Origin of the sequence: Streptococcus parasanguinis, from assembly GCF_032163505.1 — a bacterium.
Classification (GTDB): Bacteria; Bacillota; Bacilli; order Lactobacillales; family Streptococcaceae; genus Streptococcus; species Streptococcus parasanguinis_V.
On the sequence record NZ_CP134147.1, the window covers coordinates 1,748,663 to 1,773,192 of the forward strand.

The following is a 24,530-nucleotide window of genomic DNA, read 5'->3' on the forward strand; positions in this document are numbered from 1 at the left end:
GTACAAACTAGTCGTTTTCTTTTTCTTCCACCAAAGGCAACTCGGTATGATCGACGAAATTGGTCATGGTGACACCCAAGAGGCGGATTCCAGTATTTGTCGATTCAATTTCTTGGAAAATGTGGCGAGCGGAACGATTGATCCGCTCAGCCTCTCGTGTTGGCTCCGTCAATGTCATTCGCTTGGTCAAGGTGGTGAAGTCTCCATAGCGCACTTTTAAGACCAAGGTCTTGCCTTGCTTGCCGTGTTTTTCTAGCGATTGGGCCACCTTACTGGACAGATTGGCAATTTCTTCTAAAATATCATCTTCTCCATAGAGGAGCTTGCGGTAGGTCCGCTCTTTTCCGACCGACTTGCGGATACGATGGCTCTTGACAGGGCTATTGTGAATCCCTCGCGCCTTACGAAAGAGATCATAGCCAAAGCGTCCAAACCGATCGATCAAGGTCATCTCCGGGATGGCTAAAAGATCCGCACCAGTATAGACCCCCATCTCATGCAGGCGCTCCACTGTCTTCTTTCCTACCCCGTGAAATTTGGCAATGTCCATCTGACTCAGGAAATCCTCAGCATCCTCCGGCAAGACCACCGTTAGGCTACGGGGTTTTTGATAGTCACTTGCCATCTTGGCCAAAAACTTATTATAAGAGACACCTGCTGAAGCTGTGAGATGCAGCTCTTCCCAGATCGCATGCTGAATCAAGCGAGCAATTTTGACAGCTGATTTGCTCTGGATTTTATTTTCCGTCACATCTAGATAGGCTTCATCAATACTCATGGGCTCGATGAGATCTGTATAGCGCTTGAAAATCTCACGAACCTGCTCGCCCACTTCTCGGTATTTCTCATAATTTCCAGAGATAAAGATCGCGTGGGGACAAAGGTCTAGCGCTTCTTTGGAACTCATAGCCGAATGAATGCCATATTTCCGTGCTTCATAGTTACAGGTCGAGACCACACCTCTCCCTCCTGATTGACGAGGGTCCTGGCCAATCACGACAGGCTTCCCCTTTAAACTAGGGTTATCTCTTTCTTCGACGGCAGCAAAAAATGCATCCATATCAATATGAATAATCTTGCGACTTGTATCGTTCACTAATGGAAATATCAGCATTTTTCACCCTCCTTTTTCTATTATAAAAATAAAATTTTGGAATTGCAAAAATCGGCCCTTCCTAAAAACATGAAAATTGATGGAAATTCGTGTTCATTTTCAAAAATGTAGTACAGTATCACAGAAGAATTGAAACTGTATTATAAAAGAATCTGCTATTTTTCGCAATTTGTCTTTGTGTAACCGATTTCTGTATGGTATACTACTATTGTAAGTGCAACAGATATAGTTGCTAGAAAGACAATAGAGGAAAATAAAAATGGTTGTTAAAACAGTCGTTGAAGCACAAGATATTTTTGACAAAGCCTGGGAAGGCTTCAAAGGTGAAGATTGGAAAGAAAAAGCAAGCGTTTCTCGCTTCGTTCAAGCTAACTACACACCTTATGATGGAGATGAAAGCTTCCTAGCTGGACCAACTGAACGTTCTCTTCACATCAAGAAGATTGTTGAAGAAACAAAAGCACACTACGAAGAAACTCGTTTCCCATACGATACTCGTCCAACATCTATCGCTGATATCGCAGCTGGATATATCGACAAAGAAAACGAAGTCATCTTCGGTATCCAAAATGATGAATTGTTCAAATTGAACTTCATGCCTCGTGGTGGTATCCGTATGGCGGAAACTACTTTGAAAGAAAATGGATACGAACCAGATCCTGCAGTTCATGAAATCTTCACAAAATACGTTACAACTGTAAACGACGGTATCTTCCGCGCTTACACTACAAACATCCGTCGTGCACGTCACGCTCACACAGTAACTGGTCTTCCAGATGCATACTCACGTGGACGTATCATCGGGGTTTATGCTCGTTTGGCCCTTTATGGAGCTGACTACTTGATGGCTGAAAAAGCAAACGACTGGAACGCGATTACTGAAATCGATGAAGAAACAATCCGTCTTCGTGAAGAAGTAAACCTTCAATACCAAGCGCTTCAAGAAGTTGTTAAATTGGGTGACCTTTATGGTGTAGACGTACGTCGTCCTGCCTTCGATACAAAAGAAGCAATCCAATGGACAAACATCGCCTTCATGGCTGTCTGCCGTGTGATCAACGGTGCTGCTACTTCTCTTGGACGTGTGCCAATCGTTTTGGATATCTACGCTGAACGTGACTTGGCTCGTGGTACTTACACTGAATCTGAAATCCAAGAATTCGTTGACGATTTCGTTATGAAATTGCGTACTGTTAAATTTGCTCGTACAAAAGCTTACGACCAATTGTACTCAGGGGACCCAACCTTCATCACAACTTCTATGGCTGGTATGGGTAACGACGGACGTCACCGTGTTACTAAGATGGACTTCCGTTTCTTGAACACTTTGGACAACATCGGTAACTCTCCAGAACCAAACTTGACAGTTCTTTGGACTGACAAATTGCCATACAGCTTCCGTCGCTACTGTATGCACATGAGCCACAAACACTCTTCTATCCAATACGAAGGTGTAACTACTATGGCTAAAGACGGATACGGTGAAATGAGCTGTATCTCATGTTGTGTATCTCCACTTGACCCAGAAAATGAAGAACAACGCCACAACATTCAGTACTTCGGTGCTCGTGTAAACGTGCTTAAAGCTCTTCTTACTGGTTTGAACGGTGGTTACGACGACGTTCATAAAGACTACAAAGTATTTGACATCGATCCTATCCGTGACGAAGTTCTTGAATTCGAATCTGTTAAAGCAAACTTCGAAAAATCTCTTGACTGGTTGACAGACACTTACGTAGATGCTTTGAACATCATCCACTACATGACTGATAAGTACAACTACGAAGCTGTTCAAATGGCCTTCTTGCCAACTCACCAACGCGCTAACATGGGATTCGGTATCTGTGGATTCGCTAACACTGTTGATACTTTGTCAGCAATCAAATACGCTACTGTTAAACCAATCCGTGACGAAGATGGCTACATCTACGATTACGAAACAATCGGTGAATACCCACGTTGGGGTGAAGATGACCCACGTTCTAACGAATTGGCAGAATGGTTGATCGAAGCTTACACTACTCGTCTTCGCAGCCACAAACTTTACAAGAACGCTGAAGCAACTGTTTCACTTCTTACCATCACTTCTAACGTTGCATACTCTAAACAAACTGGTAACTCACCAGTCCACAAAGGTGTATACCTCAACGAAGATGGTTCTGTGAACTTGTCTAAATTGGAATTCTTCTCACCAGGTGCTAACCCATCTAACAAAGCGAAAGGTGGATGGTTGCAAAACTTGAACTCACTTGCTAGCCTTGACTTTGGTTATGCAGCTGACGGTATCTCACTCACTACAAGTTTCACCACGTGCTCTTGGTAAAACTCGTGACGAACAAGTTGATAACTTGGTAACCATCCTTGATGGATACTTCGAAAACGGTGGACAACACGTTAACTTGAACGTTATGGACTTGAACGATGTTTACGAAAAGATCATGTCAGGTGAAGACGTTATCGTTCGTATCTCTGGATACTGTGTAAACACTAAATACCTCACTCCAGAACAAAAAACTGAATTGACACAACGTGTCTTCCACGAAGTTCTTTCAATGGATGATGCCTTGAACTAAGATTCAAATAGATCTTAAAAAACCAGTCGGAAACGGCTGGTTTTTTCATCCCCATCGCAAGAGTATTCTGAATTTTGAAAGAGTTTAAGAGCTTACTATATAGGGTTTGACAGCGCTTTCTCCAAGTGTTATAGTAGAGCTGTAAATAAGATAGAAGGGGTGATCCTATGTTTTTAACATTTATTTTCGCTATTATTTGGCTCTTTATCCTGATTGCACTGATCTTTTTAGCAACCCTTCTCGTCCAGGATAGCACCATGCAGCACCACCACCCGAGTTAACGAATGATAAGCCTAAACAATAGCTATTCTAAACGAATTCAGAAAGGATAAGAAACAAACTAGAATTGTCAAATTTTAGTTCTGTCTCTCGTCCTTTTTTGCTATAATAGAAACAGATTATTTAGTAAGAAGGATATTATGGAAGAGTCAAAACAGATCAACCAAGTGATCGACGTCCTGATGTTAGCCGGAACCCTCCTGATAGAGAGCGGTTCTGAGATTCACCGGGTCGAAGATACCATGATCCGGATCGCCCACTCACAGGGAATCGTCGATTGCAATGTTTTAGCGATGCCAGTCGCTATTTTCTTTTCAATTGAGAATGCCAATGTCACACGCATGAAACGGATCTTGCGGACCAATTACAATATCGAAAAGGTCTGTGATGTCAATCAGATCTCTCGTCAACTCGTCTCTGGAGAGATCGATCTCGAGCAAGCCTACCAGGCCCTGAGCGAGTTGAAAATGAAGCGCGTTCCTTATACCAATCTTCAGTTGACCATTGCGGCAACCCTCAGTGCCCCTTTCTTCTCCATCATGTTTGGAGGAAATTTCTATGATGCGATTGGAGCAGGTATTGCGACTATCTTTGCCTTTGCTTTTTCTCTTGTCGTTGAGAAATACGTTCGCATTCCTTTTGTCACTGCCTTTGCGGCCGCCTTTGTCTTTGGTTTTTTGGCCCATATCTGGACGCGCTATAGTGGTTTTCCTTCCAATACCGATCTTATTATCGCAGGTTGTGTCATGCCCTTCGTTCCTGGAATCGCTATGACCAATGCCGTCCGAGATCTCATGAATTACCACCTCAACTCTGGGATGAGCAAACTCTTTGAGACTCTCCTCATTACTCTTGCACTTGGTGCCGGTACAACCGTTGCCCTCGTCCTTATGAAATAAAATCATGAACCTAACTGAATTTTTAATCCAAGCGGTGGCCAGTTTGATTGCCATCATCACCTTTTTAATTGTCCTAAATGTGCAGCGCTCCATGTTGATTCCTGGAGGAATCCTCGGTATGGGCATCTGGCTACTCTACTATATCCTGAAAGGGCCTACCAATGTCATCGTTGCGACCTTTATCGCAGCCATTGTCGGCTCCTGTATCAGTCAGATTTTAAGTATCATTCTCAAGACGCCTGTCGTGGTCTTTATGTTGTCCATTCTCGCGCCCTTGGTTCCTGGATATATTTCCTATCGAACTACTTCCTTTTTTGTCAGTGGCCAATATCGTCAGGCAGTGACCAGCGTGACCCTGGTGGTTATTCTGGCCTTGGTGATCTCCATCGGGATGGCTAGTGGATCTGTCGTTTTGAAACTCTACCATTCTTATCGACGCTATCAAAAAAGAAAAATGACCAATGCTAACTAGCATTTGTCATGTTGGTAACAAAGTCTTCTTAAAACTTTCCTTAGGTGAGCACGGACGTCAGCGAACTTCGTAGAAGTTCCATGACTTAGTTTTGGACCTAAGGTTCCAAAACTCCCGAGTGCTAGAAACAATAGTGTTTCTAGCACTTTTCTCACGGCGGAAAGTTTTTGTATTTTCTTGATTCATTTTAACAATTGGAACTCATTTTTATTTTTTGAAGAAAACTAAAAGTTTATGTACAATTGACTAAACTAAAGCTAAACCATTGATACAACTGAATTAGAAGCATAAAGTACATTCTTTAAAAAGTGTACTTTATTTTTGTTTTGTAAATTATTCTGAAACTACTTTCACATATTAAAAATTGAATCTAAATTGCTGTAGGCCTATAATAAAGATAGGAATAATAAGAATTCTTCCTAGAAAGGAGTATACTGTATCATATGTGACAGTATTATAAATGAATCATGAAAAAAATAATTACTATAGTACAGTGCATTTTGTTCCTCGTGTCTCCTTACATAGCTAGAGAACTATGCTTGATGAGTAAAAATCTGGTGGATAATATGTTCCTCACATTCTTTATCATGCTAACAATTTCTTTTTGGCTTGGTATTTGGAAGTTGGGAGATCTTGTGGGAAATCCAAAATAGAAAGTAAAAAGTTGTGCTAGAGATGAGATTTTTATTTATTTTAATTATTAATACACCTTATTTCTTTTATTTAAAATGGAAGGATAAGCCTAAACAAAAAAATAAGTCCTTTTGTTATCTTTATAAGTTTTACATGATTTACTTGTGGTTTATCTTCATAATTTCCATAATGGCTATCGGTATTTTATCCCTTGGAATAGTAGCTGGTATGGGAAGAAAACTTCCGTTTGGTTTCTTTGTTTTATCTTTTTTATTTGTAGTTCTATTTAGTTTCTATATTTTTAGTATTCTAAAAGAGATAAAGGAATTAAAGCAAATAAAAGGTAAGTAAATAGATAGACGTAATCTAATTTGAATTGTCTTTATCTGGACTATACATCAAAATAAACAAGAATAGGGAAAAGTCTTTAGGATCAAAAAACGCATAATATAGGTTTTGAAGAACCTTGATACTATGCGTTTTATTGAGGGGAGATTTACTTTATTTTCTCCTGAAATTGAGTTTTTACCTAGTATCGTTTTACTTCCGATTAGAGATAACAAATTTATCAATGAATAGTAAGTGATATAATGCAAGTACAAATCCCCAGAAACTACCACGAAGAGAAAATTCTTGATGATTAAGAGGAAGCAAATCACGGTTTCCTATATAGATGCATGTCAAAATCACAAATAGAATCCAAAATAAATCAGTCCATTTATATTTTGAAAAATATTTTTTTAGCATAAGAACACCTTCTTCCTTTACTACATTAGTATTATATGATAAAATGTAAGCGAATACAAATAAAAAGGAGGATTGACCTTATGAATGAAAAAAATCGTACATATTTTATTTGTGCAAGTATTATTATTTCATCTATAATTTTAGGACTCTTTATTTATAACGGAATTTATAACGGATTTGACGTTTTGGGTCAATTTATACACGATGGCCTCAGGATAATTAGTAGTAATATTAGTAATACTAGTAGTATTAGATAGTTAATAGTAATAGAATTTAAATAAAAAACGGTAATTTAGTGAATGCTGATTGCCGTTTTTTGTTTGCTAATTCCAATAACCATTGATAGTGTAAAAAAGAATGTAAATGTTTAACAAAAGATTTGACAAATGGAAAGATTAAGAGGATTAACAAGATAAAAATAATTATTTTTTTTCATTGTAGTTCTCCTTTATTTTTTGTATGATTATATCAGAATGTTTTTAAAAAATGAAAGGGTTTTCTATGGAAAATGATGTGTTTTTTGATTATTTTTTAAGATCACTTAGGTTTCATTTACGTGATAGGTGTAAGGATATTGGATTTATAAAGTTTTTTAAAGATGAAAATAATTGTTTTATTACTATAGAGGATTATGTTTTGGAATCATTTGTAATATTGTCAAATATTTTGAGTGAGAAGAGGATTGTGTTTTCTTGTGGAATTATTTATAGTAAGGGGGTAGTTACTGGAGTAGAAGTATATATGAGTGTATTAGAGTTAGAAAGATTAAATAAATTGTTTAAAATATAGTTTTGAAGCATATTAAATTTTGTCGGACAATAACGAAGCGGTCCTACTAGTCATTTTGAAAGCTGGATGACTTATCTAAGTCACCCAGCTTTCGAAAAAAGTCCTTGTTGTTCGAGGACTTTTTTATGTATATAAAGTTAAAAAAGATGGGATGTACAAAGCTATTCCCAAAATTTCCACCATTTTTTTATGTTCTAGTAGTAGGGTCTCATTCCTTACTGTCAGGGCTCCGATCAGTTGCAACTGGCTGTTGCTTATCCAATCATGACGAAATATTAAAAAAGGCTTCCAACACTATTCAAGCAATTAAAAGTGGGAAAACTTAATCCGTTTAGAAAGATAAACATTTGTCTTTTTTCGCACTTTTGCATCGTCTAAATTAACTATTAAATAGTGAAAGGGGGTAGTAAATGGATAAAGTGATAAAAATCGTTGGCGTGTCTTAACTCTTTTATCGGTTGGCTTTTCGTCTTCTTCTATGAGACTGACCTAGTTTTTAGTGTCACAGTGCCTCAGATATGGACGATAGCCTATGCTATAATATTTATACAAAGATAATCAACAACAAAATAAACAAGAATAGAGAAAAGTCTTTAGGATCAAAAAACGCATAATATTAGGTTTTGAAGAACCTTGATACTATGCGTTTTATTGTGGGGAGATTCACTTTATTTCTCCTGAAATTGAGTTTTTACCTAGTATTGTTTTACTTCCGATTAGAGATAACAAATTTATCAATGAATAGTAAGTGATATAATGCAAGTACAAATCCCCAGAAACTACCACGAAGAGAGAATTCTTGATGATTAAGAGGAAGCAAATCACGGTTTCCTATATAGATGCATGTTAAAATCACAAATAGAATCCAAAATAAATCAGTCCATTTATATTTTGAAAAAAGACAAGGTGTTTTATCCTTGTCTTTTTCGTTTTACGTTTTAGTACTGCTTTTGTTTCAATGTCAATAAATGTGTTCTTTTTTGAGTATTCTATAGATTCGAGGTAACATTATCACGGTATAGATCAGGAGAGAAACACCTCCAAATATGAATATAAGACCTCCGTTTATGTCCTTTTGAAATAGATAAGTAAATACAATGGTACCGATCGGCATGATAGACGTATTTAGTGTGAACAAAGTACTCATTACTCTTCCTAAATAATTTGTTTCAATGCTACTTTGAAGATAGGTCATGACGACAATATTTAGAATAACAAGAGTGAATGCGATAATTCCCATAAATAAACCGCCAACGGAAGAAATAATCACTTGGGTGTTAGTAGTTGCAAATGTAATACCCAAACCAACGATAGCGATGGTTAGAAGAAAAAGTGGAATGCGAATTCTATTAGAGAGAAGTGTGTTATTTTCTTTTTTGTCTGGCAGTAGCGACATTGACACACTGGCTAATAACATTCCAACCGCAGACATTGTTTCTAGGATACCTACTGTTGCATTATCTAATAAGAGTTGCTCTTTGACTACAAATGGTACTCCAATGCTAATGGAAGTATAGAAAAAATTCAGTACAACACTAACAAGAATAATATATTTGACAATCTGATTTTCTTTTAAGAATTGGATAATTTCTTTGACTCCATGTTGATGCTTTTCAATCTGTTTAATCTTAGCTTCTTTCACTTCGTGTTCATAGAAGAATTTCATGGTAAGTAAGACGCCTAAAGAAAGGATATTTGCAATGATTTCTATAAGAATAAAGCCTGAGAAGCCTAACCAATTATAAAGAATGACTCCAATAGCTGGGGAAAGCATGGTTGCGATAGCGATGGCGGTTTGTGTAACAGAACTTAATCGTTGAATTTTTTTATCGTTTACTAACTCGTGGATAGAAGCTGAATAACAAGTATCATTGATGTTAACTGTAATAGAGTGGAATATGACAAACGGGATTACTAGATATAAGATAGTAGATGAATTCGTTAAAAAATAAAAAGCATAAAACAGAAGAAAGATTATAAGCCTAAAGATAAAATTATAAATTAAGATCTTTTTATGACGGTATCGGTCTACTAAATTACCGATTGGAACCAAGAAAATCAAACTAACTAAAGGATAGATGATCATATTGATTCCAAAACTCATTGCGGATTTTGTTTGGTCCAGTAACATTAATCCTAAAGCAAAATTAAAAGCTTTTCCACTTAAGGAGCTAATAAAACTACTGATAAAGTCTTTAACGATTTGTCTATTAGACATTTGATCACTTATTAAATTTTTAATATTAACCCCTCCATTCGTTTCAACATTGATTCGGTTATCTAATCCTATTCCATGTATTGTAAGGTATTCGGAATATTAGATAGACCATAATTTTTGTTAATTAAGATTTTATCAATTATTCTAACAAAAGTATAATAAAAAATGTAAAAAATATTATATTTATGTTTACTCATTATATTTCTCTCTTGCTTTGACATTATCTAAATTGATAACTTCATACGTACCTCTTCTAATATAGGATATATTTTATAATCGTTAAAGTATTTCAAAATGAAACAGATTGATTTATTTTGCTTTTTATAGGCTTTACATTTATTCCAGTTGTTGATACTATTTATCATAACGCTTGACGTCGCTTTCAAACGGGAGTACAATAATATTGAGGACAAGATGGTTAATCTCTTTTATTTAGGAGGTGTCAGATATGCAAATTTATTTTGTTTATTCTATTTTCTATCTATTATCACGCGTAGTAGCACTTGTAGTTCTAGCTTTTCTTATTAAGTTACTCATTGCTCGTTTAAAAAGAAACTAAGTAACATTTTGCCCAAATAGTAGTTATTTGGGCTTTTGCTATACTTTAGCCTAGTGGATTAAATTTATAAAGATAGGATTTAGCATATTCTTATTGAGTGATTTTATTTTATGAAGGTTGTTTATAGGTAAGGGGGAAAATAGATGGTTTCTAAAATTGATGTGGCTTGGGACTTGTTTCTGGAGGGAAAAACATCAGAAGCTAAAAAGTTGGTTGAACAAGATTTTTCCATTGATACCTGTACAGATTTTAGCCTTTTAAATCTGATGGGGTATTTATTATTGGCAGAAAAAGACTATGCCTCGTGTACCCGTATCTTTGAGAAATACATTTTATTAGCTCAACAAAATGAAGACAAAGAACATGAACACATTGGATTACATCAATTAGCTATGATCTACAGAGATCAGGGTGATTTTCATAAGGCTTTAAAGCTCATTGAAGATGAAGAGAAGATAATTGAAGAGCATTTTCCCAATGATAATCTAAAGAAAGCTATAAATAACTACGAACAAGGCTATGTGAGATTGAAATTAAACAATCTTGATGAAGCTCTTACATTCATGAATCTGTCACTGGAACAATCTTTAGAGACTGATGATGTGATTTCTCAGGCTTGTAGCTATAGAGGGTTAGGGGAAATTTATTTAGCCTTGGAAGATAAAGGATTAGCCAACACACATTTCAAACGAGCTATAGAACTTTTCGAAAGTGTTGGAGAGTTTGAAGGGGTAAAGGAAATTGAGGAATTGATTAATCGATGATTTTGCATTTAGATTTTGTCATTAGTTTGCTTAAATAAAGTACATAATTGACATGATTAGCTCAAAAAATTTTTTTGTTACTAAAGTAATCGCTTCACTTATCTTAAAATAGTTTTTCTCCATTCAAACTAATGCAAAATAATATTCGTTTTTCAATTTCTCTAAGTGTTATCGCTTGCATTTTTACTTAAAAGGAATACAATGATAGTGAAAAAACAAATCCTTTAAAGTATGCGAGGTGCTGTATGATGATAAGCAAGTATATCAAGTATCTTCCTTGGATGATCCTAGGAACCCTCTCCTCCTATCTATTAGCAACTGATTATGCCCGCAATTCATTTGACTTGTTCTATCTGACCTTGAACTTTACGATTGTGTACATCGCTTTAATCGTCTTCTACGAAAAAGTTCTAAGAGACAAATGCAAAGAACTCTTCATACGAATCATGAGCAATCCTAAAAAAAATAAGCAAGGATAAGAGTTGAAAAGCCATCTAAGGATGGCTTTTTCTTATAGATTCTCTATTTTTCTTTGAAACATTGCAAAATCGGTCCCGAGAATGATTTCCTTGCTGATCTAGCTTTTTCAAAGGAGTTTTACCCTTAAATATGGTAAAATAGTAACGAAATATACTAGTAGATATCAAATAAAAAAGAGGTTAAGAATGACAATTGGGATTGATAAGATTGGTTTTGCGACGAGCCCTTATGTCTTGCGTTTAGAAGATTTGGCCGCTGCTCGTGATACCGATCCCGAAAAACTGAGCAAGGGTCTTCTCTTAAAAGAACAAAGCGTGGCACCGATCACAGAAGACATCGTCACATTGGCTGCTACTGCAGCAGATGATATTTTAACAGACGAAGATAAAGAAGCGATCGACATGGTGATTCTTGCGACAGAATCTGGAATTGACCAGAGTAAGGCTGCTGCTGTGTTTGTCCATGGCTTACTAGACATCCAGCCTTTCGCCCGCTCTTTTGAGATGAAAGAAGCCTGCTATGCTGCGACTGCTGCCTTGGATTATGCTAAACTCCATGTTGAAAAATTCCCACAGAGTAAGGTTTTGGTCATTGCCAGTGACATTGCTAAATACGGAATTGGGACTCCTGGTGAACCAACACAAGGTGCCGGAGCGGTTGCCATGCTAATCAGCCAAAATCCTCGTATTCTATCTTTTAACGATGATAATGTTGCCCAAACACGCGATGTCATGGATTTTTGGCGTCCAAATTACGCGACAACTCCCTTCGTGAATGGGATTTATTCAACGCAACAATATCTAGATTCTCTGAAAACAACCTGGGCGGAATACCAGAAACGGACTGGTCTTGCCTTGACAGACTTTGCAGCTGTCTGCTTCCACTTGCCTTATCCGAAATTAGCTCTCAAGGGCTTGAAAAAAATCCTGGATAAGTCAGTATCAGAAGAGAAAAAAGACCAATTACAATACAACTTTGATCAATCGATTCTATACAGCCAACGCGTGGGAAATATCTACACTGGATCTCTTTTCCTAGGCTTGCTGTCACTACTGGAAAATCAACCCCAACTCAAAGCTGGGGACCGAATCGCCCTCTTTAGCTATGGAAGTGGAGCGGTTTCTGAGATCTTTAGTGCCAATCTCGTTCCTGGTTTTGAGCAACTCTTAGATCACAAACGCATGGAAAAACTGGACCAACGTACGGTTCTTAGTGTTGCTGACTACGAACGACTCTTTTATGAGGAAGTAGATCTAGATCCTAGTGGCAATCAAGTGTTTGAGCCTGCTACGCATCAAACTTTTGCTTTGACAGAGATCAAGGAACACCAGCGCACTTACCAGAAAGTAGAAAAATAATGGCACGATTACCAGGTTTTGCAAAACTTTCTCCCACAGAACGCATAGAGGCCTTACTGAAGGAAGGCCTCTTAACTTGGGATGAAGCACAGATCTTAAAAGAACAAAAGGGACTTCCCCTTTCTATTGCAGATCAATTGACAGAAAATGTCTTGTCGACTTTTGACTTGCCTTTTAGCCTCGCTCCTTATTTCTTGATCAACGGTCGTGACTATGTCCTTCCCATGGTCACAGAAGAGCCTTCCGTGGTTGCAGCTGCCAGCTTTGCAGCCAAGCTCATCCAACGTTCGGGCGGCTTCACCACCCAGGTGCACCAGCGCCAAATGATCGGTGAGATTGCTCTGACGGATGTTGAAGATAGGAATACTGCAAGCAAGCGCATCCTCGAAGACAAAGAAACCCTTCTTCAGATGGCTAATGAAGCCTATCCTTCTATCGTTAAGCGTGGAGGTGGAGCGAGGGATCTTTGGGTCGAAAACAAGGGGGACTTTCTCATTGTCTACTTGGCTGTCGATCCCAAAGAAGCCATGGGAGCCAATATGCTCAATACCATGTTAGAAGCTCTGACCGATCGCATCCAGGAACTCTCTGGTGGTCAGGCCTTGATGGCAATTTTATCCAACTTGGCCACTCGCTCTTTGGTGAGTGCACGGTGTGCGATCGATTTTAAAGCACTGAGTCGAAATCCTGAGGAAGCCATTGAGATTGCCCACCGGATGGAGCTAGCTAGCCAACTGGCTCAAGTGGATCCTTACCGTGCGGCTACTCATAACAAGGGAATTTTTAACGGGATTGATGCCCTGGTCCTTGCGACAGGCAATGACTGGCGGGCCATCGAAGCAGGAGCCCATGCCTATGCTACACAAAGTGGTTCATACAAGGGCTTGAGCCACTGGACAAGTCAGCCAGAAGAGAAAAAACTCTATGGAGAGATCACCCTGCCAATGCCGGTTGCGACAAAAGGAGGCTCGATTGGCCTCAACCCAACGGTTCAAGTCAGCCACCGTTTGCTAGGAGAGCCTTCTGCTATTGAATTAGCCGGTATCATCGCTTCGCTCGGTTTGGCGCAGAATTTCGCAGCCCTCAAAGCCCTTGTCACCACAGGAATTCAATCAGGACATATGAAACTCCAAGCACGCTCCCTAGCCCTTCTAGCAGGAGCTAAGGAAGAGGAAGTTCCCCGATTGGTTAGCCAACTCCTTGAAAACAAACCCTTTAACTTAGAAAAGGCACAAACACTCTTACAAGAATTGAGAAAATAAAAGAACTAAGACAAACTAATTCTTTAGTAAATTAAGTCAAGTGATCCTGCAAAGAAATAAAAATGAGTTCTAATTTTTTAAATGAATCGAGAATATAATGAAACTTTCCGCCGTGAAAAAAGTGCTAGAAACACTTTTGTTTCTAGCACTCGGAATTATTGAGACCTTAGGCTCAATAATTAGTCATGGAACTTCTTCGAAGTTCGCTGACGTCCGTCTTCACCTAAGGAAAGTTTCTAAGATGATTTTATCTTCACTTTGAGAACTAAGACCCACGTCTTAGTTCTTTTGTGTTTGAAAAAATTTTCTTATTGTTTTAAAAATGGCAACTCGGGATGTTTCTTGGTATAGAGCACCACTTCGATAAAGGTCCCTACTTGGACGGCAAAGAGCAGTCCGACGAGAAGATTAATCCGATGGTCTGTTTCATAAAACGGAGAGTTCCATAAGAAGTGATTGGCTACTGTCGAGAGAACACACCAGAGCCCAAAGAGTTTTTCCTTTTGCTGGGTCACTTGAGACAACAAAAGGAAGACACCAACTGATACAACAGCTGTATAGAGGGCATGTGAAGCTAATCCACCAGAGATCCGGTTAATGGCCTCAGTAACCGCGGCTAATTGGCTGGTTTTCGTTTGGCGGGCAACGTACCCTAAATCCTCAATGATTTGAAAACCAAAGCCAGATCCCAAGCCTGCAATTAGAATCGCTTTTAGATCTTTCTTGCCAACCATCAAGACAACCCAAAAGGCAACCAGAGCCTTAAAGAATTCCTCTGAAAATGGGGCTGTCAAGGCATCGGTCCACTTGTTAAAGACAGTGGCATCCTTGATCACATGGCTATTCATAATATCAATTAAGCTATTGCCTGAAAAGCTCAACCAGCCTGCTACGAAGGCTCCTCCAAACATGGCAATCCATAAGAGATAGGTTGGGACAGACAACTGCTTGGCCAATCGTTTCGAAAAGAGATAGAGCGGGATAATAATAGCAGCTAAGACAGATAAGTTTAAGACCAAATCTCTGCCGGCAGACTGGCTAAATTCTTGTTGAGAAAGATGACCGAGTTCAAACTCCAAGCCAATTCCTGCCAACAGTAGAAAAAGATAGATCGAGGCTCTTTGAATTTTAGTCATCTTGTTTTCCTCCCTTTTGTTTCTTTGAGCGAATCAGGTAGATCACAATCGCTAGAAGGGTTGCCCCGAATAAGCCTGCTGCTAGAATGTAATCATAGTCAAATTCAACGAGATCAATCTTTTCTTCATAAGTAGCATCTTCTTCGTCATCTAAATCCTGCAGAGCACTTTTTCCGTGTTCATCTGCTACCTTTTGTTCTGCTTCTTTTCTGATTTCTTGCAAGCGTTCGAAGGTTTTCTCAGCTCTTGCCAAGCTTTCCTCTGTTGCCTTCTCACTCGCTTCTTCAGGCTGAGAAGCAAGGGCAATTTGCTCCTTATCACTCAGATCTTGTTCGACCATCCACTGAGACTCCAATCGTTCCATTTCAGTACGAATCGCCCCATCTTCGAATAAATCTGGATACTTGGCCACAAGGTCATTGATTCTTGAAATGGTCCAATACCAAGAGCGATCATTGTAATGATCCCCTAATTCTTGGTAGGCTTGATAGGTGTTGAGAATATTGCCATAGTACGGTAGGTATGGAGCATTTCGTGGACTACCCATCGACAGCCACATGGTGCCCCCACCCGCACTTGCTGGGACATCATCTTTCAGTTGGAAAATATGGGCCTCCATGACATTTGGATTGGAAATAGGGTATTTATAAACCGCATCAAACTCTCCTTTTTTCGGAATGCCTTTTCCATCCAACTCCATTTGATCCTGTGGTTTATATTTGGTTCCTTCCAAACGATTGCGTTGGAGATTCATGGCATCGCGGAGGGTTAATTTTCGATCGGTTGTATGAAGAAGGTCAAAGGACGCATCGTCATATTTAACAGGAGAGCTTGGGTCTAGCGATTTGATTCCCGACCAAACCCGAGAGCGATCTGCTTCTTGCAAAGGCGGATTATAGGATTGAGAAACGTGGAATTTTTCATCCACTTCCTTATAGCTATTGGCTTTTTTGGCGACTTTTTCAAGATCTTTTGAAGCGATCGTGCGTTCGGTATCTGATAGATCGACATGCCCTAAGAAGAAGGTATTTGGAAAGACCGCAAATCGATCCTCTGGGAAGAGAATCGCTGCATATTGATGGCCAGATAGGATTTCCATATACCAGACGCCTTCTTTATCGGCAATGGTCACAATATTTCCTTCTGCAGCGCCTTTTTCTTCGACGATCTTAGCAATGAGTTCAACCCCTTCTCTTGCGGTTTTCACACTAGGGAGAACGATACTGGTCAAGCCCGATTCTGCGAGGCCATCCTTGACGTAGGGATCCACTTTTTGGATCTTGTCATTTGCTGAAGCAGATACAGTGGCAGAAATGGAAACCCCATATTCATTGAATCCTGCTTCGTCAAAAATTCCCTGATCAGGGGTGACATCTGGAACCGCTGTATACTTATAGCTAATCTCTGGCAAGGGATATTGAAAACCGTTGGCAGCATCCTCAAAGATGGCTCCTTTTTTATTGTAGACACGCTCTCTGACCACAAAATTTTTATTATGGTTGGGCTCTAAATCTTCGGTACGACCTACCAAGGTCGAACCGTCGGCCGTCAGTTTCTTCCCGATGATGAACCCTGTACAAGCCTCAACAGGTTGAGCAATCAACAAAAGCGGAAGCAAGGCTGCTACAGCTGATCGAAAATAGTGCTTCTTCATCCTAAACTCCTTTTTAAAAATGTTTTTCCTTATTTAGTATACTCTTTTACAAGCCTATTTTGCAAGCGATTCCAGCAACCGTAAACAATTCGTAAACTATCAGAATTTTTGAGGAGAACACTTTTTAAAAAAAAGAAAGAATTGGCTTATTTTGCCAATCCTAAACGAATAGGAACTAATTTTTAAGTAAAATAAGTTAAGTGATTCTTCAAAGAACTATAAAAGAGTTCTAATTTTCAAAATGAATCATAATATACGAAAACTTTCCGCTGTGAGAAAAGTGCCTGAAACGTTTTTGTTTCAGGCACTCGGGAGTTTTGAAACCTTAGGTTCAAAACTAAGTCATGGAACTTCGTAGAAGTTCGCTGACGTCCGTACTCACCTAAGGAAAGTTTCTAAAATGATTTTTCTTCATTTTCTCTGTTGATTCGCTTGCCACAATTTTCCATAGAGGAGATAGTCGACTTCACGGAGCTCTTTCAGGTTCTGACAACCGAGCGCACAAAGGAGCAATCTGAGGTCTTCTTTCCAGCCTTGGACAAGGACGATTACTTCTTCAATACTCTTAGTCTCTACCATCTCAAGAAAAACGCGGGAAAGTCCTACGCCACGTGCTCCAAGGACCAAGGCCTTGACCATATCAAGGGGATGACGAATGCCCCCACTTGCTAGGACCTCAACCTGATCTATCTGATCCTGTAACTGTAAGAGACACTGCGCAGTTGATTGTCCCCAATCATCCAGATAAGCGCGATTGCCACCACGACGATTCTCAATATAGGCAAAACTAGTGCCACCACGACCAGAAATATCGACGGTTTTGATCCCAGCATCTAGCGCTGCCTGAACTGTTTTGGGATCCATACCAAAGCCAACTTCCTTCAGGACTACAGGCACTGGAAAGCCCTGCCCATAGCTCTTGAGATGGTCTTTCCAAGTGTGGAAAATCCGCTCCCCTTCGGGCATGAGCAACTCTTGCATCAGATTCACATGGACTTGAAGAAAGAGGGGGTGTAGCTCTTCCACTGTCCGCAAGCCCAAATCTGGCTCTTTATCGATGCCAATGTTGGTTGCTAAAAGAAGATGAGGATGGTCTTTTTTGACCGCATACGATTGATCGTTCGGATCCTTCAGCCCTGCGCTGTAAGAGCCAGTCACAAAGAGAATCCCACAGGCTTCGGCTACTGCTGCCAACTTTTGATTGATCTCTTTGGCCCGTTTACTCCCGCCTGTCATAGCATTGATATAAAAAGGGACCTCCCAATCACGCCCTGCGAAATGGGTTGTCAAATCAATCTCCGCTAGATCCACAAGGGGGAGGGATCGGTGAATCAGCTCGATCTCATCAAAGCTATTATAGGAGGAGCTTTGCTCCAAGGCATAGCGAATATGCTGGTCTTTTCGATTTTCGCTCACGAATCTCCCATCCTTTCTTGGTAAATGACTTCAATATTCTTTTCCTTCCAGCGCTCTATCAAGGTCTGAGTCTCAACTGGGTCAAAAATAAGGGCGATTCCACAGTCGCCTCCTCCAGCACCACTGGATTTGGCACAGACAGAAAGGCCCTCTGTCGCTTCTTGCAGCTCTTTTAGAGCTGGGGTATAGATCAAAGGGTTCAAAGACTTTAGGTTCTTATCGGCACGTTTGATACTGGTCTCAATTTCTTTTTTGTTCCCTTCACGGAGACCTTTTTCAAGAATCTTCACTGCGCTCTGACTTTCTTTGAGAAAGACTTCATTAATCGCTCCCTTGACCTGGCGGATCAAATCACTTGAAATCGCTGGTTCCTTGGTCCAACCAACCAGAAAATCATAAGAGATGGCTGGCTGGATCGAGCAGATCTGGTAGTCCCAATCCAGGTCTAAAACTTGTGAAAGAGGCTGAGAAGTCAAGACTTCATGCAACCAAGCCCGATCAAAGGATTGGTAATAAATCAAGTCCTCGAAGGCGATACAAGCCAAATCGCCCATGGAACCATTGTCCCCTCTTTGCACCAAGACCACTGCTGCTAGTCGAAAGAGCAGATCTGGACTTAAGTCTAGTTCATACAGAGCAGCCATGGCCTTGATCACGAGCAAGACCACACTTCCGCTGGAACCAATCCCATACTTTTTCCCCTCTTCGCCCAACGTCCCTCTAAGGTGAAGATCAAACGGTTTAGGGGCTATTCCCTGATCTTTCAGCCACTCTTCCATGAGCCGAATGGTCTCTTGAATCAAGGCGTAGTCCTTATTTGGGGTCAAATCCACCTGGTAACCAAAGAGATCTGAGGCTAGCTGATAGCTTCTAGATTCTTGGATAGTAGCTGACAGATAAATGGGAATAAACTGAATCACGGCTCCATAGCCAGGCGTTAGCACTGCGTATTCTCCAGCTAGATAGAGCTTGCCTCCAGTCTGTACCTGATACTTAGTCTTCATCTTGAGGGTCCTTTGTCTTAGATACGATGGTCCGATAGCGGGCGTCAAATAAAGGCACCAGCTGATCCAAGTCTTCTTCTAAACAGAGAACCTTAACGTTTGGCCCTGCATCCATGGTGAAGTAACAAGCATGGCCTGCAGCTCGAAGCTCACGGACAAATTCCATAGCTTTGTGGCTTTCTTCTGTCAAGTAGCTAAAGGCTGGAGTGGCTGTTCTAGTCGTCGCATGCATAGCAAGGGCATTGCGCTCTGTCAGCTGACCGACCCGTTCAAAATCATTGCCAGCTAGATAGTCCAGCATGTCCTTGTAATCTTGTCGAGACTCTTCGATCCATTCTTTGAAATTAGTCGAGGTCTCCATGCAACGTTTCATCCCTTCCCGGCTGGAAACGGGCTTTTGCTTGTCATTGAGGACCAGCATGATCATAGCCAGTTTTAGGTCTGTTTTGACCTTATAAATTTCTCCACTTTCTTTGTCCCAAGCTGCTAAGGGTCCAAAGAAAGAACGTGAAGAAGAACCCGAAGCAAACTTGGCTTTTTGAGCTAATTCCTCCTGACTCAAGCCCAAATCATAGTACTGATTGCAAGCCTTGACGAGAGCAGAGAGGCCGCTTGAGCTAGAGGACAAACCGGCTGCAGTTGGCATGTTGTTGCTGGTATCCACCCGAACAAATCCTGCTTCATCTGCTGGCTTCAAGCTATCAATCACAGCTCCAATTTTGGCTTGCTCAGCTGGATTTTGGAATTCCCCATCGATGTAAAATTCATGCGCAGTCGCATCTGCTGGTAAGGGAGAGAGACTCGTCTCTGTATACATATTCTCTAAGGTCAACGAAATCGAACTGGTCGAAGGGACCATCTGTTTGGCATCTTCTTTTCCCCAGTATTTGATAATCGCGATATTGGCATAGGACTTAGCCTTTACAGGTTTTCGATCCATGTATGGTGCGCTCCTTCTTTTTCTAATGCATGGGCAATGGTTGCTGCTTCACGAGAATCCTTGACGAGGGCAATCACACAGCCTCCAAGGCCGCCTCCGCTCATTTTAGCACCTAAGGCCCCATTTTCAAGGGCAACGGCGACCAGGTGGTCTGCTTTTTCACAGCTGACCCCTACGGCTCTCAAGTGGTCATGACAAGTAGTCAGAGCCTGTCCTAGGCTCATTAGATCATTCATTTTTAGAGCCTCTTCCACCTGCTGGGTCAACTGACCAATCTCATGGAAATGGGATAAAACTTCCTGCCCTTTGGCTTCAACCTTTTGAATCGCCTCACGGGTATTGCCGTGAATCCCCGTATCCGCAATCACCAAACTCGCTTTTATACCCAGCTCCAGCGGGTAAAAGCCGATATTCCGGATGAATTTAATGGCTTGATCGCTCAGACAAGTCTTGGCATCCAGACCGCTTGGATTCATATGGGCAATGGTTTCTGCTCGATTGACCAGGATTTCTAAGGTCTCATCGTCCAGCTCCTCTTGATAATAGTCAAAAACTGCACGAATAGCTGCGATACTGACCGCCGCAGAGGACCCCATCCCCCGTTTTTCCGGTACCATAGACTGAATCCGACAGCGAATCCGGGCCTCACGAATCCCGAGGTGCTCAAGAGACGCAAAAACCGCCATGGACAAGGTGTCATCTTCAAACAAAATCCATGGACTGTCTGCCGGGATGATCTGGCAGATCACTTCGATATGATGGAGTGGCAGGGCAATAGCCGGATAACCATAAACCACCGCATGCTCTCCAATTAAGATAATTTTACTATGCGCCTTTCCGACGCCTATCTCTTTATGCATATTCATCTCGCTCTACTAAGGTCATTACTATTTTAATATAAATCAGCCAAAAAAGCGATGCTTTTGAAGGAAATCCAACCTAAGACGGAGTCCAAAAATGAATCACCCAGAAGAGCTCCTTCTTATGGACAGACAAGAAAAGGCCGGGATCCGTCATCCCAGCCATCCATTTCTATTTTTCACATTCTTGTTTGATCAAGTCCATCAAAGAGTTGCGGTCTAAGATCCATTGGGCCCGTTCGTCCTTCTCATAGGTCCGGTTAGACAAAAAGATCACAGCTTCCTGCCTCTTTCGATTGTACATGATGAAGGTTCCAGTATAGCCCGTATGATCCAACCAGTCACCCTCTAGATTCCATCCGAGAGCGCGGGTCTTGCCCTCTTCACGCGCAAAATTCTGAGACAAGTCACGCGCAAAATCATCCTTCAGATAATGCTCTAAGAAGCGCTCTAGATCAGCAACAGTTGAAAAAAGTCCAGCACTTCCCGCATGACAGCCCAATACTCTCGCTTTGGGATCATGAACACTTCCAGAAGCAAGGCCACGGACCGTTGGCACCGCCTTTTCGACCGGTCCAAACCGTGTCTCTGTCATCTTCCAAGGTGTAAAGATCAGCTCTTCAAATAAACGATCCAAGGGCTGGTGAAACCTGTCTTCTAACCAAAAGCCCAGCAGAAGAAAATTGACGTCGGTGTAATGAAAACTCTTGTCTTCTTTCAACTGCAAATTTTCAAGAGCTGTTTTCAACTGTCTCGCATCCAATTGATCCCGGTTGGGGATAAAAGGATCCAGCCCAGAAGTATGGGTCAAGAGTTCCCGGATGGTCGTCTTCTCATGAGCAAAACGCGGGTAAAACTCTTTAAAGGGACGATCGAGCGGAAGCTCCCCTTTCGCATACAAAAAAGCACAGATGGTAGCGACTCCGACGACCTTACTGACACTGGCCAAATCATAGACCAGGTCAGCCACTACTGACTCTCCTTTTTCAGGATCCGCTAGTCCCAGATAGTGCTCACTCCACTGACCCTTGCGGTAAAGCGCAAGAGAGGCACCTGGATAGATGCCTTCTTGGATTTGTTCGGTAATTTTTTCGATGATTGCATTCACGCTCATCACTCCATTCTTATTCTTCATAAGAAATATGGACCTGATCTTGATTGGCTTCAAACCAGAGTTCAATCTGACTTGGATCTTTGGCAATCAAGAAAGTTCCCTTACGGTGCACAAAATCGACAGTTTCTCCCAAGCGTTCTTTCACGACTTCCACATCAAAAGATGCCAATTCGACCTTGATCATGCTCAAATCCCAAGTCACCTTGTTCTCCACTTGGAGATCTTCTCCTTGAGCTTCCTGCAAATGGATAAAGTGGGCCAAAGCTGGCAAGTTGCTATAGAACTTCTCAGCCTCAGCAAAATCGGCCACATTGACCTCAAGAAAGTCCACATCAAAGCTGGTCAAACCTTTGAAATCTTCTGGCACGTCAACAAGAGGCGCTTTCTCCAACGGTTCTAGGCTTTCAAGATTTTCTTCAGCATGCACGAAAATGGTATCTCCTTGAGGAGACACAACTTCAAAGGCGCGACCATTAGCTCCTTGGTAAAGGGCGCTTGTTTCTGGCTGGCGGGCCAACAAATAATCAATTTCTTGAGCTTGTGCCACTTTCACCACGATGCGACCCAATTTCTTTGGACCTTCGACCTTACGCGAACGCATACTCGGTGACTCTTCTAAGACAATTTTCTCTACTTTTGAGGCATCTCCTAAAGATAGGAGAGCTCCTTCTTCCACTAATACTTTCATTCCCAATGTCTCTTCATAAAAGCGTTGATTGACATTTCGGTTATTCACTTTCAAGACTGGGATCACTCTTACGATCTGATTTGCTGTCATACTTTCCTCCAAGCACTTTTTATTGTAAAAGATTTTCTGGCTTTTTACAAGAAATCTTGTGCAAAAAAGACAGATTTTTCAAAAATAAAAATCTGTCTTTCTTTTTTTAGTATACTGTTCGTGTATGGACCCGCCCGTTTGGAGCTTCAAATTCGTATTCTAAGTAATCCTGATAGGTCCCTGGTGCAATCACTCCACGCACATCTAATACAGCCGTTCCTGCCTGTCCCACAATGGAATCTGCTAACAGGCAGCAATTCGTAGACAGAACAAAGTAAGATTTAAAACGCGAAGAAGTAAATTTATATAGCTCAGCCCCTAAATCATATTTCAATTTGTAAGCGTAGGTCGGCTGACCGTCTTCCAGTAACCTCCTAGGTGGATCCCAAGGTTCTAACAACTGATCAATTTCAGCTAGACGCTTCTCTACTGCCTGATTCTCTTCTTCGGTAAGGGATAGGCTGTAGCCAAACAGCGTCTTTTGACTCTCTTTTTTACATAGTTCGATGTATGGTTCCTTATCCACTTTAAACAGTACGCCATCCCCAATCGTCCCAAATAGACGCTCTGAAAAGGGATCGTAACTTCCGTAAGAAATGACCTTCCCCTGATAACAAATATCTACATGCCCAATCGCTCCAAATAAGTTGCTGTCAGAAGTATGAACCAAAATTTCTAATTCCCTTGCCTCTTCTTCTTTTTTCACCAATCGATAAGGGCCTGTGTGTCCCGCCGAGCTCCCTTTTTGAAGAAACTGGTTAAACCGTTTTAACTCCTTAGCAGGGATAAAGGCTGCAAAGATAACCGGTAGGCTAATACGAAAGCGACGTTTTAACTCTTGGCCTTGTTGGTCTTTGTCAAATAAAATACCATCTCGAATATTAGAAATCCCCAACAAGACCAGATAAGCCCCCAAGAGGATAAATTGGAAGTGCCCATCTGAACCAGGTTCCAAGACAGTTGCTAGACCAAGCCCACCGTTTAAAAGCGCATCCCATAAATAGAGCCAGCCTCCTTTTACCCGATTGGCCTTATAAAGCCAAAATGTGATCCCATAGACAATGGCACTCCCCAACTGATATGCCCCTAAACAAATCACAACTAAGTTTACGGGCAGACTACTCAGTCGATTCAACCAGATCAACGCAAGTGAAAGAAAAATAAACCAAATAGAGTGGCTATAGGAAATAGACTTGCTACGTAACAAAAAGCGAAGAAGAAAGCTTCCTAGTCCATCAACTAAAAAGTAAATGGCTAATAGATCCAAGGAAAATTTGGTGAAACCAACGCCGTTTCGAAAAATGAGAATCCCAAAAATGACGGCAAGAACCCCAAACAATAAGGTCCGTCTTCTTGCAACTTGTTCAAAAGATATTTTTTTCAATATTCCTTCTCCTTATAGACGAAAGGTCTTTAGACAAATACTATTTTATCAAGTATAATATAAGAAGTAAAGAAAAAAGAAACTGATAAAAGGAGCA

At 40.8% G+C, this 24,530-nt stretch carries 20 protein-coding genes and 1 pseudogene; 9 read left to right on the forward strand and 12 right to left on the reverse strand.

All coding sequences use genetic code 11. The annotated features are described in order from the left end of the window. Positions 1-7 precede the first annotated feature (7 nt). Positions 8-1,114, reverse strand: coding sequence for a DNA polymerase IV (gene dinB / locus RIN70_RS08685; protein ID WP_272144931.1), 1,107 nt, complete (start codon positions 1,112-1,114; stop codon positions 8-10). A 259-nt stretch (positions 1,115-1,373) separates the two neighbouring features. Between dinB and pflB the strand changes: the two are divergent. The 4 genes and pseudogenes from pflB to RIN70_RS08705 all read left to right on the forward strand — a co-directional run bounded on the left by pflB (position 1,374) and on the right by RIN70_RS08705 (position 6,321). Then, a pseudogene (gene pflB / locus RIN70_RS08690) lies at positions 1,374-3,687 on the forward strand (formate C-acetyltransferase). Between the two features lie 419 nt (positions 3,688-4,106). Further along, a complete protein-coding gene (locus RIN70_RS08695; protein ID WP_049474350.1) occupies positions 4,107-4,865 on the forward strand; it encodes a threonine/serine exporter family protein in 759 nt (252 codons plus the stop codon). A gap of 4 nt (positions 4,866-4,869) precedes the next feature. Next, positions 4,870-5,337 carry a threonine/serine exporter family protein gene (locus RIN70_RS08700; RefSeq protein WP_313790530.1) on the forward strand — a complete coding sequence of 156 codons (468 nt, stop codon included), beginning with the start codon at positions 4,870-4,872 and terminating at the stop codon, positions 5,335-5,337. Between the two features lie 822 nt (positions 5,338-6,159). Next, complete coding sequence (locus tag RIN70_RS08705; protein ID WP_185755163.1) at positions 6,160-6,321, forward strand: histidine kinase; 162 nt, start codon at positions 6,160-6,162, stop codon at positions 6,319-6,321. 189 nt (positions 6,322-6,510) lie between these two features. Here the strand turns inward: RIN70_RS08705 and RIN70_RS08710 are convergent, their stop codons facing one another. Next, entirely contained in the window at positions 6,511-6,717 is a 207-nt protein-coding gene (locus RIN70_RS08710; RefSeq protein WP_037608378.1) for a hypothetical protein, read from the reverse strand. 501 nt (positions 6,718-7,218) lie between these two features. Between RIN70_RS08710 and RIN70_RS08715 the strand changes: the two genes are divergently transcribed. After that, positions 7,219-7,506 carry a hypothetical protein gene (locus RIN70_RS08715; RefSeq protein WP_229099263.1) on the forward strand — a complete coding sequence of 96 codons (288 nt, stop codon included), beginning with the start codon at positions 7,219-7,221 and terminating at the stop codon, positions 7,504-7,506. Positions 7,507-8,467: 961 nt separating this feature from the next. On the opposite strand, the gene RIN70_RS08720 is transcribed toward RIN70_RS08715, so the two are convergent. Then, the gene (locus RIN70_RS08720) at positions 8,468-9,724 is read right to left on the reverse strand and encodes an MFS transporter (RefSeq protein ID WP_195623423.1); all 1,257 of its coding nucleotides are present in this window, start codon (positions 9,722-9,724) and stop codon (positions 8,468-8,470) included. A 702-nt stretch (positions 9,725-10,426) separates the two neighbouring features. Between RIN70_RS08720 and RIN70_RS08725 the strand changes: the two genes are divergently transcribed. The 4 genes from RIN70_RS08725 (at position 10,427) to RIN70_RS08740 (ending at position 14,147) form a co-directional block, all read left to right on the forward strand. Next, complete coding sequence (locus RIN70_RS08725; protein ID WP_195623424.1) at positions 10,427-11,047, forward strand: tetratricopeptide repeat protein; 621 nt, start codon at positions 10,427-10,429, stop codon at positions 11,045-11,047. A gap of 248 nt (positions 11,048-11,295) precedes the next feature. Further along, positions 11,296-11,526, forward strand: a complete 231-nt coding sequence (locus RIN70_RS08730; protein WP_037608420.1) for a hypothetical protein — start codon at positions 11,296-11,298, stop codon at positions 11,524-11,526. 186 nt (positions 11,527-11,712) lie between these two features. After that, positions 11,713-12,885, forward strand: a complete 1,173-nt coding sequence (locus tag RIN70_RS08735) for a hydroxymethylglutaryl-CoA synthase (RefSeq protein ID WP_223345323.1) — start codon at positions 11,713-11,715, stop codon at positions 12,883-12,885. After that, positions 12,885-14,147: a hydroxymethylglutaryl-CoA reductase, degradative gene (locus RIN70_RS08740; RefSeq protein ID WP_070449385.1), complete on the forward strand. Its 1,263-nt coding sequence runs from the start codon at positions 12,885-12,887 to the stop codon at positions 14,145-14,147. The genes RIN70_RS08735 and RIN70_RS08740 overlap by 1 nt, the downstream gene beginning before the upstream one ends. A gap of 308 nt (positions 14,148-14,455) precedes the next feature. Here RIN70_RS08740 and RIN70_RS08745 read toward each other — a convergent pair whose 3' ends face one another. The 9 genes from RIN70_RS08745 to RIN70_RS08785 all read right to left on the reverse strand — a co-directional run bounded on the left by RIN70_RS08745 (position 14,456) and on the right by RIN70_RS08785 (position 24,433). After that, positions 14,456-15,283 (reverse strand): PrsW family glutamic-type intramembrane protease, encoded by an 828-nt coding sequence (locus tag RIN70_RS08745; RefSeq protein WP_125826617.1) that lies wholly within the window; start codon positions 15,281-15,283, stop codon positions 14,456-14,458. Beyond that, positions 15,276-16,937: a C69 family dipeptidase gene (locus RIN70_RS08750; RefSeq protein WP_272144943.1), complete on the reverse strand. Its 1,662-nt coding sequence runs from the start codon at positions 16,935-16,937 to the stop codon at positions 15,276-15,278. The genes RIN70_RS08745 and RIN70_RS08750 overlap by 8 nt, the downstream gene beginning before the upstream one ends. A gap of 411 nt (positions 16,938-17,348) precedes the next feature. Then, positions 17,349-18,353: a type 2 isopentenyl-diphosphate Delta-isomerase gene (gene fni, locus RIN70_RS08755; protein WP_003008820.1), complete on the reverse strand. Its 1,005-nt coding sequence runs from the start codon at positions 18,351-18,353 to the stop codon at positions 17,349-17,351. Then, positions 18,350-19,357 carry a phosphomevalonate kinase gene (locus RIN70_RS08760; RefSeq protein ID WP_003008822.1) on the reverse strand — a complete coding sequence of 336 codons (1,008 nt, stop codon included), beginning with the start codon at positions 19,355-19,357 and terminating at the stop codon, positions 18,350-18,352. Before RIN70_RS08760 ends, fni begins: the two co-directional genes overlap by 4 nt. Beyond that, positions 19,347-20,297 carry a diphosphomevalonate decarboxylase gene (gene mvaD, locus RIN70_RS08765; RefSeq protein ID WP_049522756.1) on the reverse strand — a complete coding sequence of 317 codons (951 nt, stop codon included), beginning with the start codon at positions 20,295-20,297 and terminating at the stop codon, positions 19,347-19,349. The genes RIN70_RS08760 and mvaD overlap by 11 nt, the downstream gene beginning before the upstream one ends. Continuing rightward, positions 20,279-21,157, reverse strand: coding sequence for a mevalonate kinase (mvk, locus tag RIN70_RS08770; RefSeq protein ID WP_173018765.1), 879 nt, complete (start codon positions 21,155-21,157; stop codon positions 20,279-20,281). The genes mvaD and mvk overlap by 19 nt, the downstream gene beginning before the upstream one ends. Before the next feature lie 172 nt (positions 21,158-21,329). Then, positions 21,330-22,271, reverse strand: coding sequence for a serine hydrolase domain-containing protein (locus RIN70_RS08775; protein ID WP_037613944.1), 942 nt, complete (start codon positions 22,269-22,271; stop codon positions 21,330-21,332). 10 nt (positions 22,272-22,281) lie between these two features. Further along, complete coding sequence (locus RIN70_RS08780) at positions 22,282-23,049, reverse strand: CppA N-terminal domain-containing protein (protein ID WP_024055030.1); 768 nt, start codon at positions 23,047-23,049, stop codon at positions 22,282-22,284. Positions 23,050-23,155: 106 nt separating this feature from the next. Further along, positions 23,156-24,433 (reverse strand): HdeD family acid-resistance protein, encoded by a 1,278-nt coding sequence (locus RIN70_RS08785; protein ID WP_023919173.1) that lies wholly within the window; start codon positions 24,431-24,433, stop codon positions 23,156-23,158. Between the last annotated feature and the right edge of the window lie 97 nt (positions 24,434-24,530).